The sequence below is a fragment of the Mucilaginibacter sp. genome, assembly GCF_964263795.1.
In the GTDB taxonomy this organism is placed as follows: Bacteria; Bacteroidota; Bacteroidia; order Sphingobacteriales; family Sphingobacteriaceae; genus Mucilaginibacter.
On the sequence record NZ_CAXVWK010000120.1, the window covers coordinates 1 to 16926 of the forward strand.

The 16926-nt window shown below is 43.0% G+C and carries 18 protein-coding genes; 9 read left to right on the top strand and 9 right to left on the bottom strand.

What is annotated here, in order from left to right; all coding sequences use genetic code 11:
- The 3 genes from ACE5CV_RS18900 to ACE5CV_RS18910 form a co-directional block, all read left to right on the top strand.
- Window positions 1-825 (top strand): nucleoid-associated protein (locus ACE5CV_RS18900; RefSeq protein ID WP_374951761.1); only part of this gene is annotated, 825 nt, incomplete at its 5' end.
- Window positions 826-991: 166 nt separating this feature from the next.
- The gene (locus ACE5CV_RS18905) at window positions 992-1273 is read left to right on the top strand and encodes a hypothetical protein (protein WP_374951762.1); all 282 of its coding nucleotides are present in this window, start codon (window positions 992-994) and stop codon (window positions 1271-1273) included.
- A 54-nt stretch (window positions 1274-1327) separates the two neighbouring features.
- A complete protein-coding gene (locus ACE5CV_RS18910) occupies window positions 1328-2872 on the top strand; it encodes a DUF4394 domain-containing protein (RefSeq protein ID WP_374951763.1) in 1545 nt (514 codons plus the stop codon).
- A 55-nt stretch (window positions 2873-2927) separates the two neighbouring features.
- On the opposite strand, the gene ACE5CV_RS18915 is transcribed toward ACE5CV_RS18910, so the two are convergent.
- From ACE5CV_RS18915 to proS, 5 genes are all read right to left on the bottom strand, one after another.
- A complete protein-coding gene (locus ACE5CV_RS18915; RefSeq protein WP_374951764.1) occupies window positions 2928-3299 on the bottom strand; it encodes a DUF5655 domain-containing protein in 372 nt (123 codons plus the stop codon).
- A gap of 39 nt (window positions 3300-3338) precedes the next feature.
- Complete coding sequence (locus ACE5CV_RS18920; RefSeq protein WP_374951765.1) at window positions 3339-4142, bottom strand: TIGR02757 family protein; 804 nt, start codon at window positions 4140-4142, stop codon at window positions 3339-3341.
- Between the two features lie 120 nt (window positions 4143-4262).
- On the bottom strand, window positions 4263-5402 hold the full coding sequence (locus tag ACE5CV_RS18925; RefSeq protein ID WP_374951766.1) for a cystathionine gamma-synthase: 1140 nt from the start codon (window positions 5400-5402) through the stop codon (window positions 4263-4265).
- A gap of 94 nt (window positions 5403-5496) precedes the next feature.
- The gene (locus ACE5CV_RS18930; protein ID WP_374951778.1) at window positions 5497-5760 is read right to left on the bottom strand and encodes a four helix bundle protein; all 264 of its coding nucleotides are present in this window, start codon (window positions 5758-5760) and stop codon (window positions 5497-5499) included.
- A 185-nt stretch (window positions 5761-5945) separates the two neighbouring features.
- Window positions 5946-7418: a proline--tRNA ligase gene (proS, locus tag ACE5CV_RS18935; RefSeq protein WP_374951767.1), complete on the bottom strand. Its 1473-nt coding sequence runs from the start codon at window positions 7416-7418 to the stop codon at window positions 5946-5948.
- 107 nt (window positions 7419-7525) lie between these two features.
- Between proS and ACE5CV_RS18940 the strand changes: the two genes are divergently transcribed.
- Both ACE5CV_RS18940 and ACE5CV_RS18945 read left to right on the top strand, forming a co-directional pair.
- A complete protein-coding gene (locus ACE5CV_RS18940; RefSeq protein ID WP_374951768.1) occupies window positions 7526-8431 on the top strand; it encodes a hypothetical protein in 906 nt (301 codons plus the stop codon).
- Window positions 8432-8452: 21 nt separating this feature from the next.
- Window positions 8453-9922 carry an OmpP1/FadL family transporter gene (locus ACE5CV_RS18945; protein WP_374951769.1) on the top strand — a complete coding sequence of 490 codons (1470 nt, stop codon included), beginning with the start codon at window positions 8453-8455 and terminating at the stop codon, window positions 9920-9922.
- A gap of 99 nt (window positions 9923-10021) precedes the next feature.
- On the opposite strand, the gene ACE5CV_RS18950 is transcribed toward ACE5CV_RS18945, so the two are convergent.
- A complete protein-coding gene (locus ACE5CV_RS18950; protein ID WP_374951770.1) occupies window positions 10022-10501 on the bottom strand; it encodes a Dps family protein in 480 nt (159 codons plus the stop codon).
- Between the two features lie 92 nt (window positions 10502-10593).
- Here ACE5CV_RS18950 and ACE5CV_RS18955 point away from each other — a divergent pair, with 92 nt between their 5' ends.
- From ACE5CV_RS18955 to ACE5CV_RS18965, 3 genes are read left to right on the top strand one after another with little or no spacing between them, the layout of a single operon-like run.
- Window positions 10594-11355, top strand: a complete 762-nt coding sequence (locus ACE5CV_RS18955; protein ID WP_374951771.1) for a DUF4905 domain-containing protein — start codon at window positions 10594-10596, stop codon at window positions 11353-11355.
- A 21-nt stretch (window positions 11356-11376) separates the two neighbouring features.
- The gene (locus tag ACE5CV_RS18960) at window positions 11377-12363 is read left to right on the top strand and encodes a LysM peptidoglycan-binding domain-containing protein (RefSeq protein WP_374951772.1); all 987 of its coding nucleotides are present in this window, start codon (window positions 11377-11379) and stop codon (window positions 12361-12363) included.
- Window positions 12356-13000, top strand: coding sequence for a uridine kinase (locus ACE5CV_RS18965; RefSeq protein WP_374951773.1), 645 nt, complete (start codon window positions 12356-12358; stop codon window positions 12998-13000). Before ACE5CV_RS18960 ends, ACE5CV_RS18965 begins: the two co-directional genes overlap by 8 nt.
- A 24-nt stretch (window positions 13001-13024) precedes the next feature.
- Here ACE5CV_RS18965 and ACE5CV_RS18970 read toward each other — a convergent pair whose 3' ends face one another.
- From ACE5CV_RS18970 to rpsO, 3 genes are all read right to left on the bottom strand, one after another.
- Window positions 13025-13297, bottom strand: a complete 273-nt coding sequence (locus ACE5CV_RS18970) for a hypothetical protein (protein ID WP_374951774.1) — start codon at window positions 13295-13297, stop codon at window positions 13025-13027.
- A 156-nt stretch (window positions 13298-13453) separates the two neighbouring features.
- Window positions 13454-15595 carry a polyribonucleotide nucleotidyltransferase gene (gene pnp / locus ACE5CV_RS18975; RefSeq protein WP_374951775.1) on the bottom strand — a complete coding sequence of 714 codons (2142 nt, stop codon included), beginning with the start codon at window positions 15593-15595 and terminating at the stop codon, window positions 13454-13456.
- Between the two features lie 128 nt (window positions 15596-15723).
- Window positions 15724-16002, bottom strand: a complete 279-nt coding sequence (gene rpsO / locus ACE5CV_RS18980; RefSeq protein ID WP_374951776.1) for a 30S ribosomal protein S15 — start codon at window positions 16000-16002, stop codon at window positions 15724-15726.
- Between the two features lie 351 nt (window positions 16003-16353).
- Here rpsO and ACE5CV_RS18985 point away from each other — a divergent pair, with 351 nt between their 5' ends.
- Window positions 16354-16764, top strand: a complete 411-nt coding sequence (locus ACE5CV_RS18985; RefSeq protein WP_374951777.1) for an acyl-CoA thioesterase — start codon at window positions 16354-16356, stop codon at window positions 16762-16764.
- The last annotated feature ends 162 nt before the right edge of the window (window positions 16765-16926 follow it).

Consider the following 16926-nt stretch of genomic DNA (forward strand, 5'->3'; position numbering starts at 1 on the left):
AAGGCTTTTGAGGAAAAGGATAAATTTCATGAGATGTCAGAGCAGCTAGCTAAGCATCTTTACGGTGTGAGTACACATCCCAATATCAAAGGCGGCGAATTATATGTTGTTTATTTCAGCAGTTTACAAATCGAAGGAAATTTGCTTGATGCGATTGGTATCTTTAAATCAGAGAATAAAGAAACCTATTTGAAGGTATATCCCGAAAAGGACGGATTTGCAGTTGATTATGAAAAGGATGCTATTAACATTAACAAACTGGACAAGGGTGTACTGATCTTCAACATCGAAAAGGAGAATGGCTACAAAATAGTAGTGATAGACAAAGTTACCGGAGGTCAGGATGCAGCTGTTTATTGGAAAGACGAGTTTTTGAAGTTAAAAATCCGAAACGATAGTTTTAATCAAACCAGCAATGCCCTTGGGGTTTACAAAAACTTTGTTACCCAAAAATTAGACGATGAGTTTGAAATGAGCAAGGCTGATAAGATAGACCTGCTTAACCGTTCAATGAAATATTTTAAGGAAAAGGAAACGTTCGATCTGGATGAGTTTAGCGATGAAGTGATCAGCAACCCGGAAGCTATAGTGTCGTTTAAAAACTTCAAGAATCAGTACGAAGAAGAATTTGATACACCTATCGCCAACAATTTTGAAATATCCGGCAACGCAGTCAAAAAACAAGCCCGCGTTTACAAAAGTGTTTTAAAGCTTGATAAAAACTTCCATATCTACATTCATGGTGATAATAAACTGATCGAAAAAGGCTTTGATGACGACAAATCGATGAATTACTACAAAGTTTATTTTAAGGAGGAAGCGTAAGCAATACTCTTAATCAGAGTGATTTATCGGCACATAAACGGCTGATCTTAAAACTGCATTGACGGCCTCAACGTAATTATCCGTACCAGTACTTAAACTGGTACCGCACGTGGTTAATAATCTACATTATAAGTCAGTTTTACTAAGTGTTACCAGCATTTTCTTAATGTTGCTGATAACAGTTAAGGTTTTGTTGCCGGCTTTTTCATACAGGTCAACCACCAAAGTTTCTGCGGTAGCTGATCAGAACGGCGAAAACGACGGTGAAAAAAAGGCCGAGAATAATGGCGCGTTAGTTAAGGAGAAAGAAATCGCCGGCACATCTGTTGTGAACGCGAAGCACCTCCGGTACTATACAAGCATTGTTCATATCACAGAGTATCGCAACAATTACCAGTCATCATATTATTCAAAAGTTACGGCTCCCCCACCCGATCTGTCTATTTAAGATCTGCCATATTAACGGCTTCCGAGCTATTCGTAATTTTTAATAAAATCTATCATGACCATATTTAATCTTTTTAAAAGGCTGGGCTTTTTATGCGCCGCGGTCAGTGTATTGTTATCATCATCTTGCAAAAATGAAAATGACCCGTCTCCTGTCGATATGAAGCAGGAGGAAACTGCCGGGCCCGACAGAAACTTTTTTGCACTAACAACTACCAATAAATTGCTGACACTAAATGCTAAAAGTGTATCTGCAGTTATTGCAACCACAACCATCAGCGGTTTACAAACCGGCGAAACCATTGTGGGTATAGATTTCAGGCCTGCTACCGGCCAGCTTTATGGTTTGGGCAGCACCAGTCGCGTTTATATTATTAACACCGCTACTGGCGCCGCGAGGGCCGTAAGCGCAACACCATTCACCCCGGCAGTTACTACCTCAATTTATGGTGCCGGTTTTGATTTCAACCCAACTGTAGACAGGATCCGATATGTAGGTTATAACCTTCAAAACCTACGCATCAACCCGGAGACGGGCGCAGTACAAACCGTAGATGGTAATATCAACGGGCCTGCTAATCCAGGTATTAGCGCGGTGGCTTATACAGGTAACCGTGCAGGCGCTGCCGCCACTGTTTTGTATGATATTAATCTTAACGACGATAAACTGTACAAACAAGACCCGCCAAACGATGGCAAACTGGTAGAGGTTGGCGCTTTAACGGTAAATGCCGAAGCAACCGGCGGGTTCGACATTAGCCCCGATGGCAGCTCGGCCCTGGCTGTTCTTACCGTTAACAGTAAGCAGGGTTTATACACAATTGATCTTACAACCGGTAAGGCTACACGCATTATGAACAACCTTCCGGAAGCCATTATTGGCATGGCTATACCGACCGAACCGGTGGCTTACGCTGTGAATGGCAATAACGAACTAGTTATCTTTAACCCTGCTAACCCTACACCTGTGGTTAAAGGAATTACCGGTACGCAGCCGGGAGAAACTATTTTGGGTATGGATTTCCGCCCGGTTAACAGCCAACTGTTTGCCTTAGGAAGCACAAGCCGACTTTATACAATTAATGCATCATCGGGTGTAGCCACGCAGGTAGGTACCGGTACGCTAACAACGCCTTTGTTAGGCACCAGCTTCGGTTTCGACTTCAACCCCACTGTAGACCGGATCCGTGTGATCAGCAACCTGGGCCAGAATTTGCGGCTTAACCCTGCAGATGGTACAGTTGCCGCTATAGACGGAAACATTAACCCTGTTGGCCCTGTAGTAGCTGCCGCCGCATACACCAATAACTTTGCAGGCGCAACAACCACAGTTCTGTATGATATAGATGCTGCAACCGGTACCTTGTATAAGCAAGACCCACCTAACAACGGAACATTGGTATCAGTTGGACCATTGGGCTTTACGGCAACAGCAACAAACGGTTTTGATATCGGCAGCACAACCGGCACTGCTTATGCGTTGCTTACTGTTGGTGGCCTAACAAAAGTGTACACCGTTAACTTAACCACCGGTGCGGCTACTGCGGGCGCAACCCTTAGCGGTAACATTAACGCGTTTACCTTGGGTTTAGGATTTTAATTATCAAACCAGTTCATTGAGATAGCCCCGCATGGAATTGCGGGGCTATCTTTTATTATTGCTCTTCAGTATAAGCCAACTTCATAAAACCTGTCATCTCTTCATTAATATCATCACTGCTCATCATACGGAAATGGTGATTAAACTGATGTGCATCGCCCGGCACCTGCGCTATCTTTTGAAAGCAAAGATTATCCGGATATTCCTTTTTAAAAGGAAAAACCACATGAATAAAATTCTTGCCCAATTGCGTAACCCAGGCAATTCGTTTATGGCTGTTGGATATGCCTATCATTGTTTTTGTAGGTTCTACAGAGATTTTTCCTATAGTTTCAAATTGCGCAATCAAATGATGGAACAACATCGATGTATGTTCACTTTTGCCGGATAAAGCAATATCGATTAAATGCTTGTCGCCTGATTTCATGATTAAAGATAGGAAGTTTGCATCTTGTTTTATCTTTCATCAACCCACAAAATCGGGTAATATACCTTCTATTCCCCATCGCTCTTCTATGCCCAGGCCAAACAAAGCGAAATCATATTTAACCGGGTCGAGCGGATCAAGCTCGCGCAGGTTTTGGGTGAGCTCCAATGCGGTTTGCCAATCGGTTTGCGTACGGCTGATGAGTTTAAGCTTGCGGGCAACACGGTCTACATGCAGATCGCAGGGACAAATTAGTTCAGACGGTTTTAACCGCTTCCAGATGCCAAAATCAACGCCCTGATCATCTTTGCGCACCATCCAGCGTAAAAACATATTTAACCGTTTACACGTCGATTTTTTCGATGGTGATGAAACGTGTTTTTTTGTGCGGTTTGGAAAGTCGGGCAGAGAAATAAAGTATGACCGGAAGTGGTTAAGTGCATCCTCAGCGCCCCAATTTTTTGGTGTGCCGGCAGGTACAAATGCATCCTCCAAACTCTCAAAACGTTCGTAATGCTGTCTAAAAAACAAGATAAAATACAGCGTATCGATATCGTTAAATGTACGGTGCTTAAAATGCAACAGCTTTTTTAGATCAGGTTCTTCATGATTGATGATAAAATCGTGGGGCGCGCCATCCATCAGGGCGATCAGCTCTTTACACTTATTAATGATGGTGACGCGCTGCCCCCAGGCTAATGTGGCCGCCCAGAAGCCCATTATCTCGATATCCTGCTGTTTAGTGAATAGGTGCGGGATGCTTATCGGATCGTTGGCGATAAACTCCGGTCGGTTGTATTGCCCGACCTTTTGATCAAGGAAAGATTTGAGATTGTCGTTCATCAGTAAATTCAGGTGTTCACGTTCATAGCCGTGAACGGGGCACAACGCCGCTAATAACTCATTATCAGCGTTTTAAATAATTAATTATTGGGCGTTTGCGTGAACACCGCTAAATTTCGGTTATGCCAGGGCCTGTTTCAAATCTTTCAGCAGGTCTTCAATATCCTCTACCCCTACGCTTAAACGCAGTAAATTATCTACAACACCGGCTTTGTCGCGTTCTGCTTTGGGGATACTGCCGTGGGTCATGCTCACCGGGTGGTTAATTAATGATTCCACACCGCCCAATGATTCTGCAAGCGCGAACACTTTAAATGAACCGGCAATGCGGTATGTATCTTCCAATGTGGCGTCTTTTAATACAATTGAGATCATCCCACCAAAATCACGCATTTGCTTTTTGGCAATTTCATGATTCTTAGAATCAGGGAAGCCCGGCCAGTAAATCTTCTCTACGCGTGGGTGGTCTTTTAAGAATTCGGCAACAGCACGACCGTTTTCACAATGCGCCTTCATGCGCAGGTGCAGGGTTTTTATACCCCGTAATACCAAAAAGCTGTCCATTGGGCCGGGAGTAGCACCGCAGGCGTTATAAATAAACCAAAGCCTTTTGTAAAGCTCCTCATCGTTTAGCATTAAGGCACCCATCACTACATCGCTATGGCCGCCAATATATTTGGTAACTGAATGCATTACTACATCAGCACCCATATCTATCGGGTTTTGCAAATAGGGCGATGCAAAGGTGTTATCTACCACAAACAGCAGTTCATTAGCTTTAGCGATTTTTCCCACAGCTTCGATATCCACCACTTGCATAGTTGGGTTGGTAGGCGTTTCTATCCAAACCAGTTTCGTTTTGTTATTAACATATTCGTTAATGATATCCGGGTTACTCAGATCCAAAAAATGGAACTTGATGCCGTAGTTGGCGTAAATCTTAGTGAAGATGCGGTATGAGCCTCCATAAAGGTCGTTACCGGTAATTACCTCATCGCCGGGAGCCAGTAGCTTCATTACCGCGTCTGTAGCGCCCATACCGCTCGAAAAAGCCAACCCAAATTTGGCATTCTCTAAAGCTGCCAAACAATCTTCCAGCGCTTTGCGGGTTGGGTTTGTACCGCGCGAGTACTCGTAACCCTTGTTATCGCCCGGCGATTTTTGCCAGTAAGTTGATGTCTGGTATATCGGCGTCATGATAGCGCCGGTAGTTGGGTCGGGCTCCTGCCCTGCATGTATTGCTTTAGTTCCGAATTTCATGGTTGTGAATGGTTGATTAAGTTAAGTGGTGAGTAGTTGTATGTTGGCGAGAGGTGAAACAATTCAACCACTCTCAAAATCAACTATTCACCACTCACTCCTTTTTCTTACTTTTTAAAAATTGAATGTATCCGTTTATTAGCTTCAAACAGCTTTCATATTCTATCTGAAACGAACTTAAAATATCATTTGAAATTATTCCTTCGTCTAACGCAACAATCAAATGATCGAGGGTTTCGGTTAAAGAACCTCGTGCTATAATGCAAAACCGGATATTGTCCTGATAATGAAAACGGCCATGCCCTTCAGCTAAATTGTTACCAATAGAACGGGAAGAACGTATGATCTGGTCTGTCAGTCTAAACTTTTCATCAGCAGGGAATTCTTCACAAGATCAGAAACATAGTTTCTGATCTTTCTTGATTGTTTCCATGTCTCCAGATCGGTAAATGATGCCATATTATTTGATGTAAGTATAATTTTTAAAAAAGTATGCGCAGCTAAAACCACTCACCACTTAACTTAATCAACCACTCACTAACGTTAATATGCCCTTGCAAATAATACCCGCTGTGTCGACGGATTGCCCGTCAGGATACATTTGCCTTCTTCCTGTTTGTTATTCAAAGGTATACAACGTATTGTAGCCTTAGTTTCATCTTTTATTTTCTGCTCTGTTTCTGGCGTGCCGTCCCAGTGTGCCGATATAAAGCCGGGCTGCTCATCAAGCATGCGTTTAAACTCATCGTAGGTATCAACTTCCGTAGTATTTTCAGTACGGAATGTTGCTGCCTTGTTATAAATGTTTGCCTGGATTTCTTCTAAAAGCACTTCAATATGTGCTGCCAGTCCTTCCTGATTAACGGTTTCCTTTGTTTTGGTATCACGGCGGGCCAGTTCAACGGTACCGTTTTGCATATCCCGGCTGCCAATTGCAACGCGCAATGGCACGCCTTTTAATTCATATTCGGCAAATTTCGCACCCGGGCGATGAGTATCGCGTTTATCGAATTTTATGCTTATATCTTTTGTACGCAGCTCTTTAGTTAATGCATTTACAAACGTGGTAATGTTTTCCAGTTCCTCATCATGCTTGTAGATCGGTACGACAACAACCTGGATAGGCGCCAGCTTTGGAGGCAGTACCAAACCGGCGTCGTCAGAATGCGCCATGATCAGGGCACCGATCAAACGGGTAGATACCCCCCATGATGTTGCCCAAACATAATCCTGAACGTTATCCCTTGTAGTAAATTTAACGTCAAAAGCTTTGGCAAAGTTCTGCCCTAAAAAGTGCGACGTGCCTGCCTGCAGCGCTTTACCATCCTGCATTAATGCCTCAATACAATAAGTATCAAGCGCCCCGGCAAAGCGTTCGTTAGCCGTTTTACGGCCTTTTACTACCGGCAATGCCATCCAATTTTCGGCAAAATCAGCATAAACATCTAACATTTGTTCTGTTTCGGCTACAGCTTCTTCGGCAGTTGCATGTGCTGTGTGGCCTTCCTGCCATAAAAATTCGCTGGTGCGCAAAAATAAACGGGTGCGCATTTCCCAGCGCATTACATTGGCCCACTGGTTAACCAAAATAGGCAAATCGCGGTAGCTTTGTATCCACCCGCGATAGGTGTTCCAGATGATCGTTTCTGATGTGGGGCGGATAATTAATTCTTCTTCCAGTTTCGCTTCTTCATCTACAATAATATTGCCCTCACCGTCGTTTTTTAACCGATAATGTGTTACAACAGCACATTCTTTAGCGAAGCCTTCCACGTGGCTGGCTTCTTTTGAGAAGAAGGATTTTGGAATGAGCAACGGAAAATAAGCGTTTTGATGCCCTGTTTCTTTAAACATTTTATCGAGCACTGCCTGTATTTTTTCCCAAATAGAATAGCCGTATGGTTTAATGATCATACACCCTCTAACCGGCGAATATTCGGCCATGTCAGATTTAATTATTAAGTCGTTAAACCATTGCGAATAATCTTCGTCTTTACTGATAACACCTTTGCTCATATACTTGATTTTGGAATAGAATTTGACTTTATATAAATAGATACCAACCGCCAAATTTATAAATTTATACGTTTATTTGAACCTTGAACTTTTACACCGTACCAGAAATGAAAAGGAACCTTATTAAAGGAATTATTTTGATCGGCGCCGTTGCGCTGAGTTCCTGCTCCGTAAACAAACTTGCGTCGAACAAAAACGACGATGATGTATATTTTTCAAAAGCAACTGCTGCCGAGCAGCCGGAATACATTGCCAGGCAAGAGGCTTATCGCCAGGATGTGCAGGAAGATAATAACACTAACGACGATGACGATTATTACTATTATGACGATTATGCATCCCGCATCAATCGTTTTAGCTATTACTCGCCGTTTGGCTACAACTACGATTATGGCTTTAGCCCGTACGGATATGGTTATGGTAGCGGCTTTGGCTTAGGACTGGGATTTGGATACGGTGGCTACGGTGGTGGCTACTATGGCTATTCGCCATTTGGTTATGGTTACGGCCTGGGACTGGGATATGGTTATGGTGGCTTCGGTTATGGCGGTTATTACGGCTACGGATACGGTGGTTACAATCCATATAACTATTACGGAATAGGTTACGGTGGCGGTGGTTACTGGGGGCCGGTATCTGCAAATAACACTTACGGGCCGCGCCCTAATCGTGGTAATGGTACCGGCAGTAGCACAATTGGGGTGCCACGCTCCTCGTTTGGCGGCAGCGGCCGCGCGGTAGGCGTAGGTAACCAAGTTTATTATTCGGGCCGCCCTGCAAGGGTTGGTGCTGGTTCGCCTTCCTATAACGGCCGCGGCAACAGTTACGGCACCAGCAATGGTGCGCGTCCGGCACGTGCAGTACGTGATAACAGCCCTCAATATAATCAACCGCGTCCTATCAGTGTAGAACGCCCTGCACCTTCCTATTCTCCATCTCCATCATCAGGTGGCGGCGGCGGATCAAGCAGCGGTGGTGGTGGTGGTGGCGGCGGCCGCCCGGTAAGACCTTAATTAAACATCAACCTATCATTCATGAAAATTAAATATCTACTCAGTGTGATCGCTATAGTAGCGGTCACAAAAAATAGCTTTGCTCAGTATTCGCAGGATGTTATCCGTTTTTCCGGTGGCCAAATCGGCTCTACGGCCCGTATCAAAGCAATTGGCAACGCTGGTACCGCCATTGGTGGTGACCTAAGTTCGATAAGCGGCAACCCTGCAGGTCTTGGTTTTTTCACCCGGTCTGAGCTGAGCATCACACCTGAATATAATGCCACCAAAGTAAAGGCAACTTATTTTGGCCAAACAGCTACCGATACTAAAAACTCGGGGAACATTAATCACGCAGCGTTTTTGGTCTATAATCAATTAACCAAGCCGCGCGGTGCGGATAAAACTAAGGGTTGGCTAAGCGTAAATTACGGTGCCGCTTACAACCGCACCAATGATTTTTATGAAAACATTCACTATAACGGTTTAAACACAGGCAATTCTATCAATAATTACTATGCGAATCAGGCCAATTCATTTGGTGTCGGCGATAATACCCTTGCCGGATTTGCTTACGGACAAAACCTGATTGATTTGTACGGTGCCGCCAACCCGACTTATCAAAGTAATACTGTTGGCAGTGTAAACCAGGAAAGTTTTACCAGCCGTACGGGCGGCCAATCGGCAGTTGATTTTTCATTGGGTGCCAATTATAGCAATAAGCTTTATATTGGTTTGGGCTTGAGCTTTAGCAACCTGCGTTACAACTCGTCAAGTACTTTTTATGAAGATGGCACGGCATCTATTTTAGAAACTGCCGGTGCCGTTAACCGGGCTTATAGTTCGGCTTACTCACAAGACCAGGTAACCCGTGGAACAGGCTTTGCTGCAAGGCTGGGCTTAATTTATAAGCCGGTTGAATCAGTGCGTTTAGGTGCAACCTTTACCTCTCCTACTTTTTATAATGTAGATGATACCTATAGCGAAGGCTTGGCAACAAACATAACTAACAATGGCAGTTATACCGATGGCCCGCAAAGCTATACCCTTAACTACAACTTCCGTACACCGTTAAAGCTTGCAGGTGGTGCAGCGGTATTTATCAAACAATTTGGCTTCATTAGCGGTGATGTGGAGTATGTTGATTATAGCAGCGCGCACATTAGCAGCAATGAAGATTTTAACGCAAATGGCGATAATACCGATATCAAAAATATTTATAAATCGGCAGTAAATGCACGTGTAGGCGCCGAGGCCCGTTTAAGCAGCATGTTTTTATTGCGTGGCGGTTACGGCGTACAGGGCGATTTCCGCAAGAACAATGGTAGCGATATTAAAACAGCAAGCGGTGGTATAGGCCTGCGGTTTGGCTCTTACTATGTTGATGCTACTTACACACATGTTACAGGCAACCAAACCATATTACCTTATGAAATTGGATCAGGGAGCCCTAGCGTACTTTTAAACAGAACTACCGATAATGGTTACCTTACATTAGGTTACAGGTTCTAATAACGGATAAGGCCTTTGGTCAAAATCAATAGGCCTTATAAAAAAAGCGATGAGTTTTACTCATCGCTTTTTTTATGTATTAATTTAAGATGCAAAAAATCAATCCTCGTTCACGAACGAACGGAGCATCCAAGTATTTTTTTCTTTAAACTGCATAAAACGGTTTACCATATCATTGGTACCGTCATCCCCGGCTTCGGCAGTAATATCTAATATAGCACGTTCCATTTCGATCAGCGCAGCCATATCATCAATAAGTGCCCTAACCATATCAGTATCTTTAAGCCCAATGGTTTGGATCTCTTTGATAGATGACTTATTAATGTAATCATTAAAGGTACTGTACGGAGGTTTTCCCAACGTCAGGATCCGTTCTGCAAGTTCGTCGATAGTGGTAAGCGCTGCTGTGTATAACTCTTCAAATTTAACGTGAAGTGTAAAAAAGCTTTTGCCTTTAACATTCCAGTGGCATCCCCGCAGCTTTTGATAGTGAATATGGTAATTAGCCAGTAAATCATTTAAATGATCTACAACGGGTTTAACTTTGCCTTCTTCCAGGCTTATTTCTTTAGCATCCATAGTTTGTTGATTTTTGGTGATAACATCGCTTAATTGCCTTTGTTTATCAAACCTAAACACTTTTATTATTAATACCCATATTTGCAAACTTTATGACAATGTTGCAACCATCAATCGATATCAATTTAAACGCCACAATTTGGCGGATGGAAATTGACGAACTTACAGATACATTGGTAGCAGAGGTGCGTGACGAGCAACAGAAGCAGGCCAGTTTCAGCGCCATTAACCTGGTAACCGGTAAACTAAACTTCACCGGCCACACCACTCCAGAGCGCTGGCTTACCGGCGTAGAATGTGTTTATGATAACGTGGTATTACTACATCATTACAAGCATGAAACCGGCCCTGAGCATAAAGCAGTAATTGCTATAGCGGCCGATAGTGCTAACGAGTTGTGGAGCAACTACAGCATAGCGTTTGATCACCTGAGCATTAACGGGCCGGTTGTTTACAGCACCGCCTTCCAATCAAAAAAATTGATGCTGGCCGATATCAAAACCGGAGCATTGGTGAGGCCTTATGACGAGTTACAGGATAAACCTTTCCCGAATAGCATAGTCATACCCAATATAACAACCGCAGACCATTTTGCACCAGGAGTATTGCCCTACCAGGCCTACGGAAATATAGTGCATTACCTTAACCACAATAATTACATAATTGTATCTTTGCACACGCAAAAAACAGGCGGTTTGCAACAGCATCTGTTGATTATGGATGGAACCAATATTGTTTATCAGGATATATTGAACGCTGATATACAAAAATTGCAACCCGAGGCGTTTGTATTACATAAAAACGCCCTCGTGTATATAAAAAACAAGGTCGAAATAAAGGCTTTAAACCTATAAATTATTGATTAATAATCTATTATGAAATTTAAGATATTGCTATTATCTGCGTTAATGCTTGCTATGTCCTCAACTATTTATGCAAGTACTATTGTAGATTCTATCGGGGTTGAAAACCTTAACGGTAAAAAAGTAATACTGCATAAGCTTGACCCTAAAGATAATTTTTACTCCATAGGCCGCCGTTACGGTGTTAGCCCAAAATCAATAATACAGTTCAACAACAACCCTAAAATGGCTATCGGCGCTATCATTAAAGTACCAACCGAGAGGTCGATAGTGGAAAACACAGGCCCTGCGTTAAAAGTTCAGCAGCCACAAAATCAACCGGTAGCCACACCACCTGTGCAGGTGCAAACTAAACCGGTTACTCAGCAACCTCCTGTTACAACGCCACCAGCGCAGAAACCTGCAGAGCAAAAAAACGCGCAGGAGGTAGCCAACAGCAATACCAGCGGTATAACTGTGCAGCAGTATAAAGTATCACAGGGCGAAACGCTTTACGCCATTGCCAAACGTTTCGGCACAACTGTAGATGATATCACTTCACTTAATAAGCTTACATCAACCATAGTGCCGGGCCAGGTATTACAGGTTCGCAGCGGGGTGCCGGCACCTGCCCCAGCCCCGGTTGCACCTATCGACAGTACACTGGTTAAGCGCGACTCGACGTACGTATCGCCGGATAGCCTTGGCCGCCATGTCCCGATAAGCCGTTATGGTTTATTCGAAAAAAATGAAAAGGGCGTAGCTACATGGATAGAAGATACCAGCCTTGATCCGAATAAGACGCTGGTGTTGCACCGCACCGCCCCTATTGGTACTGTTATGCGGATAACCAACCCCATGAACAATAAAGTTACTTTTGCTAAGGTAGTAGGCCGTTTTACTGATAACCAATCAAATAAAGATGCTATAATTGTAGTGACAAAAAACGTTGCACAAGCATTAGGCGCATTAGATAAACGTTTTCACGTAAATATTAGCTACGGTACTCCGAATGAATAAACCCTATGTGATTGGTATTGCCGGTGGAAGCGGTTCTGGCAAAACCTTCTTTTTAAAATGTTTTCTGGAACACTTTAGCGATAACGAGGTGTGCCTGGTATCGCAGGACGATTACTATTTCCCGGTGGCACATACCATGACCAAACTGGAAAACCGGAACTATAACTTCGACCTGCCATCGACCATAGATCATGAACACTTTGAAAACGATATTTTTAAGCTGCTGAACAACGAATCGTTCATGAAGCAGGAATACACCTTTAATAACCCCACTGCTATTCCCAAAATTCTGGAAATAAAGCCGGCGCCTATTATTATTGTGGAGGGCCTTTTTATCATGCACTTCGGTAAAATTAAGGATGTACTTGATATGACCATATTTATTGAGGCCGACGAACACATAGCCCTGCAGCGCCGCCTAAAGCGTGACCTCGAAGAACGAGGCTACTCTAACGAAGATGCGTACTACAAATGGGTAAACCATGTTATACCAGCTTATAAAGAGTATTTGCTACCCTATCGGGATGTATGTGACAAACTTGTCATCAACAATACCCAGGAGGCAGCAGATATCATTAAAATTACGGATGAAATTTCGGAAGAATTACGCGAAAAGGTTTTAGGCGAAAAACGATAACAGATTATCCGGATTGAAGAACAATCAATCACAATTAAGTAAAAGATCGTAATACTTCTTCATTAACACGGTATCGTAGTTTACCAGAGAATTGTAAGCTTCGGTAACGAGTTCATTCAAAATGGATGAGCCGAGCTGCCCTGCCCCGTTAGGAATAGAATCGTAATACGTTATTAATTCTTTAACCCTTATAATTTCGTACAATAGCTTTTGTATCAGGTCGGCCGTTTGGCCGCCCGGCATACCTGGCGCACTGTTCAAGAAATCTAACGGATCGTTAGCAGAAGTAGATGTCATTTGCAAATCACGTACCGGCTAATTGTTTTTATACACTTATTCTTAACTGTACCAAACCAATGCCGATTGCATATTGTTTTACTTTTTTAACTAAAATTTGACGTTAAACAGCAAAACCCTCTTTTGGAGGGTTTTGCTGTTTAAAATTATTGCTAATTAATTATTCTCAGCAGGTTTGTTGTTATCCGGGCGGGGCAATAACACCTTACGCGACAGTTTCAATTTACCTTGTTTATCTACATCTAATAATTTAACGCGCACTTCGTCGCCAACGTTAAATATGCCGTCCATTGTTTCAATTCTGCGGTGATCAATTTCTGAAATATGCAGTAAACCATCTTTACCCGGCATAATTTCAACAAAAGCACCAAAAGGCATAATTGATTTCACTTTACCTTCGTAAATTTCACCAACCTCTGGTTTAGATGCAATAGCACGGATACGGCCTAAAGCCTGATCGATAGCGTCTTTATTATCACCGAAGATCTGTACGATACCTTGACCGTCTTTCTCTTCGATAGAGATGGTAGCGCCTGTTTCGCGCTGCATTTCCTGTATGATCTTGCCACCGGGGCCAATAACCGCTCCAATGAATTCTTTATCAATCTTGATCATTACAATACGCGGAGCATGTGGTTTGTAATCCTCACGTGCTTCGGTAATGGTTTTTGCCATCTCACCAAGGATATGTAAACGACCGTCTTTGGCCTGGTTTAACGCGTTGGTCAATACCTCGTATGACAAGCCATTGATCTTTAAATCCATTTGCACAGCAACAATACCGTTTTTGGTACCTGTTACTTTAAAGTCCATATCACCTAAGTGATCTTCATCACCCAAAATATCTGAAAGGATAGCATATTTGGTACCCATTTCGTTGGTGATCAAACCCATTGCGATACCAGATACCGGGTTGGTGATCTTGATACCTGCATCCATCAAAGCTAATGTACCGGCACAAACCGTAGCCATTGACGATGAACCGTTAGATTCTAAAATATCAGAAACGATACGGATGGTATATGGATTTGACTCTTCAGCAGGTAAAACGCGTTTTAACGAACGCATTGCCAGGTTACCATGACCAATCTCGCGACGGCCTGCACCCCTGTTAGGACGAACCTCGCCAGTTGAGAAACCGGGGAAATTGTAATGCAACAGGAATTTTTGGTATCCGTTGATGAACGCACCGTCGATCATCTGCTCATCGTCTTTAGCACCTAAGGTAACAGTGGTTAATGCTTGCGTTTCGCCACGGGTAAACACTGCAGAACCGTGAGCAGATGGCAAATAGCCAACCTCGCTCCATATCGGGCGGATCTGCGTAGTCGTACGGCCGTCTAAACGTTTACCTTCATCTAACACAAGGTTACGGATAGCATCATACTCCACATCGTGGTAATATTTTTTAGCTAATGATTTAGTGATATCGTCAATTTCGCCAAGGGTAGCGATGTAAGCATCCCTAACTTCTTTGAATTTAGCACTGCGCTCTTCTTTAGCAGAAGCTGCACCTGCAATAGCGTAAACCTGATCGTACGTAGCAGCGTAGATCGCTTTTTTCAATTCCTCGTTGCTATGCTCGTGGTTGTAAACACGTTTTACAGTTTTGCCAACCTCAACGGTCAGTTCTTTTTGAATAAGACACTGAACCTTGATTGCTTGATGTGCAAATTTGATTGCTTCAACAAGTTCTGCTTCCTGAATTTCGGCGCTTTCGCCTTCAACCATGTTGATGTCGTGCTCGTTACCAGCAACAATAAATTCTAAGGTTGCATTTTGTAGTTGGCTTAAAGTTGGGTTAATAACCAGTTCGCCATTTACTTTAGCTACACGTACTTCAGATATTGGCCCGTTGAAAGGAATGTCAGAAACAGATAAAGCTGCTGATGCTGCTAAACCTGCAAGGCAATCCGGCATGATATCTTTATCAGCAGATATCAGAGATATCATTACTTGTGTATCAGCATGGTAATCACCCGGGAACATTGGGCGCAACGCACGGTCAACCAAACGAGAGATAAGCACCTCATAGTCTGACAAACGTGCCTCACGGCGTAAAAACCCACCCGGGATACGGCCTGTAGCCGCGTATTTTTCCTGATAGTCAACAGAAAGCGGTAAAAAATCAACACCCTCTTTTGCATCCTGCGATGATACTACAGTAGCTAATAACATGGTATCACCCATTTTAATTACTACAGAGCCATCGGCTTGTTTGGCCAGTTTACCGGTTTCGATCTCAATGGTGCGGCCGTCACCTAAATCAATTACCTTTTTAATTACGTTTAAACTCATCTTGTTTGTTTTGTGATACGCTTTTCATCTTTCGGAGCGTATCGGTTTTTATGTGTATGTGTATTGTTTCAAATGTAAAAAAGCCGTCTGGCAAATGCGGACGGCTTTTTAAAGAGTATTCAGTAAGGTTACTTGATGATATCCCTAAGCGCTAACGCTTTGATAATAGCACGGTACCTGTTAATATCTTTTTTGTACAGGTAAGCCAACAATCCGCGGCGTTTACCTACTAATTTTTGCAGTGATAACTGGGTTGAAAAATCATGTTTGTTTTTTTTCAAGTGACCGGTTAAATGCGCGATGCGGTAAGTGAATAATGCTACCTGTCCTTCTGTTGTACCGGTATCAGATTCGCTTTTACCATGTTTTGCAAAGATCTCTGCCTTTGCTTCTTTACTTAAATACATTACGTGAATAATATTAAAGTGTAAATAATTTGATTAATTGTGGTGCAAAGATAAGGTTTTAAATCAAAAGTAAAAATGATTTTTGGGATTGGTGAATGGTTGGCTAAGTTAAGTGATGAGTGGTTCTCATAACCCAACAAACAGTCATGTCGAACTCGTTTCGGCATCTCACGGAGGAATATTTTGCTATTCGTAGAATAATTACGGCGTTGCCTGCGGCCGGGCTATCCGCTTATACTGCACAGGCCTTAACCACGGGCCGGTATCCGCTCCTATCCCTAACGCAATTTGACCAATAAAACAATTGAGACCATATTCTCTTTTCACTTTTAACTTTCTACTTTTGACTTAATGAGTTACAGCACTTTCGAAACTGAACACCGCGTACGTCCTGATGATATAGACATGTTTCAGCATGTGCATAACAGTAAATACTTTGATTACGTGTTAGCAGCGCGTTACGAACAGATGGAAACATGCTACGGCATGGCTATGGAAAAATTTATGGAACGTGGTTTTGGCTGGGTAGTACGCAGCGTTTATATGGACTACAAGCGCGCCCTGGTTATGGGCGATTACTTCTTAGTACGCACCGGTATTGACAGCATTAACGATAAGGGCTGCCGTGTAAATTTCACCATCACTAACAAAACCACCAAAAAGGTATGTTGCGATGGATACTTCGATTACGTAATGATAGATATGACAACCGGACGTGGCGCAAAAGTACCGCAGGATGTTATTGAGCATTATGGTATTTGACGAACCCGGATTTAGTTCATCAAGAAACCCTTTGTACAGATAAAATCAGTGATCATTAAGCCTTTACTACCGTTGATGGTTTCGATAGTATGAATGTATTTGTAGCTTTTAGTCAGCTGATCAAACTGCTGATCGATGATCTGTATATCCAGGTCTTCCACC

Excerpts from the sequence above, each read along its gene's own strand:
- ACE5CV_RS18905 (WP_374951762.1), top strand. The coding sequence starts at position 992 with ATGTTGCTGATAACAGTTAAGGTTTTGTTGCCGGCTTTTTCATACAGG.
- ACE5CV_RS18910 (WP_374951763.1), top strand. The coding sequence starts at position 1,328 with ATGACCATATTTAATCTTTTTAAAAGGCTGGGCTTTTTATGCGCCGCG.
- ACE5CV_RS18915 (WP_374951764.1), bottom strand. The coding sequence starts at position 3,299 with ATGAAATCAGGCGACAAGCATTTAATCGATATTGCTTTATCCGGCAAA.
- ACE5CV_RS18920 (WP_374951765.1), bottom strand. The coding sequence starts at position 4,142 with ATGAACGACAATCTCAAATCTTTCCTTGATCAAAAGGTCGGGCAATAC.
- ACE5CV_RS18925 (WP_374951766.1), bottom strand. The coding sequence starts at position 5,402 with ATGAAATTCGGAACTAAAGCAATACATGCAGGGCAGGAGCCCGACCCA.
- proS (WP_374951767.1), bottom strand. The coding sequence starts at position 7,418 with ATGAGCAAAGGTGTTATCAGTAAAGACGAAGATTATTCGCAATGGTTT.
- ACE5CV_RS18940 (WP_374951768.1), top strand. The coding sequence starts at position 7,526 with ATGAAAAGGAACCTTATTAAAGGAATTATTTTGATCGGCGCCGTTGCG.
- ACE5CV_RS18945 (WP_374951769.1), top strand. The coding sequence starts at position 8,453 with ATGAAAATTAAATATCTACTCAGTGTGATCGCTATAGTAGCGGTCACA.
- ACE5CV_RS18950 (WP_374951770.1), bottom strand. The coding sequence starts at position 10,501 with ATGGATGCTAAAGAAATAAGCCTGGAAGAAGGCAAAGTTAAACCCGTT.
- ACE5CV_RS18955 (WP_374951771.1), top strand. The coding sequence starts at position 10,594 with ATGACAATGTTGCAACCATCAATCGATATCAATTTAAACGCCACAATT.
- ACE5CV_RS18960 (WP_374951772.1), top strand. The coding sequence starts at position 11,377 with ATGAAATTTAAGATATTGCTATTATCTGCGTTAATGCTTGCTATGTCC.
- ACE5CV_RS18965 (WP_374951773.1), top strand. The coding sequence starts at position 12,356 with ATGAATAAACCCTATGTGATTGGTATTGCCGGTGGAAGCGGTTCTGGC.
- ACE5CV_RS18970 (WP_374951774.1), bottom strand. The coding sequence starts at position 13,297 with ATGACATCTACTTCTGCTAACGATCCGTTAGATTTCTTGAACAGTGCG.
- pnp (WP_374951775.1), bottom strand. The coding sequence starts at position 15,595 with ATGAGTTTAAACGTAATTAAAAAGGTAATTGATTTAGGTGACGGCCGC.
- rpsO (WP_374951776.1), bottom strand. The coding sequence starts at position 16,002 with ATGTATTTAAGTAAAGAAGCAAAGGCAGAGATCTTTGCAAAACATGGT.
- ACE5CV_RS18985 (WP_374951777.1), top strand. The coding sequence starts at position 16,354 with ATGAGTTACAGCACTTTCGAAACTGAACACCGCGTACGTCCTGATGAT.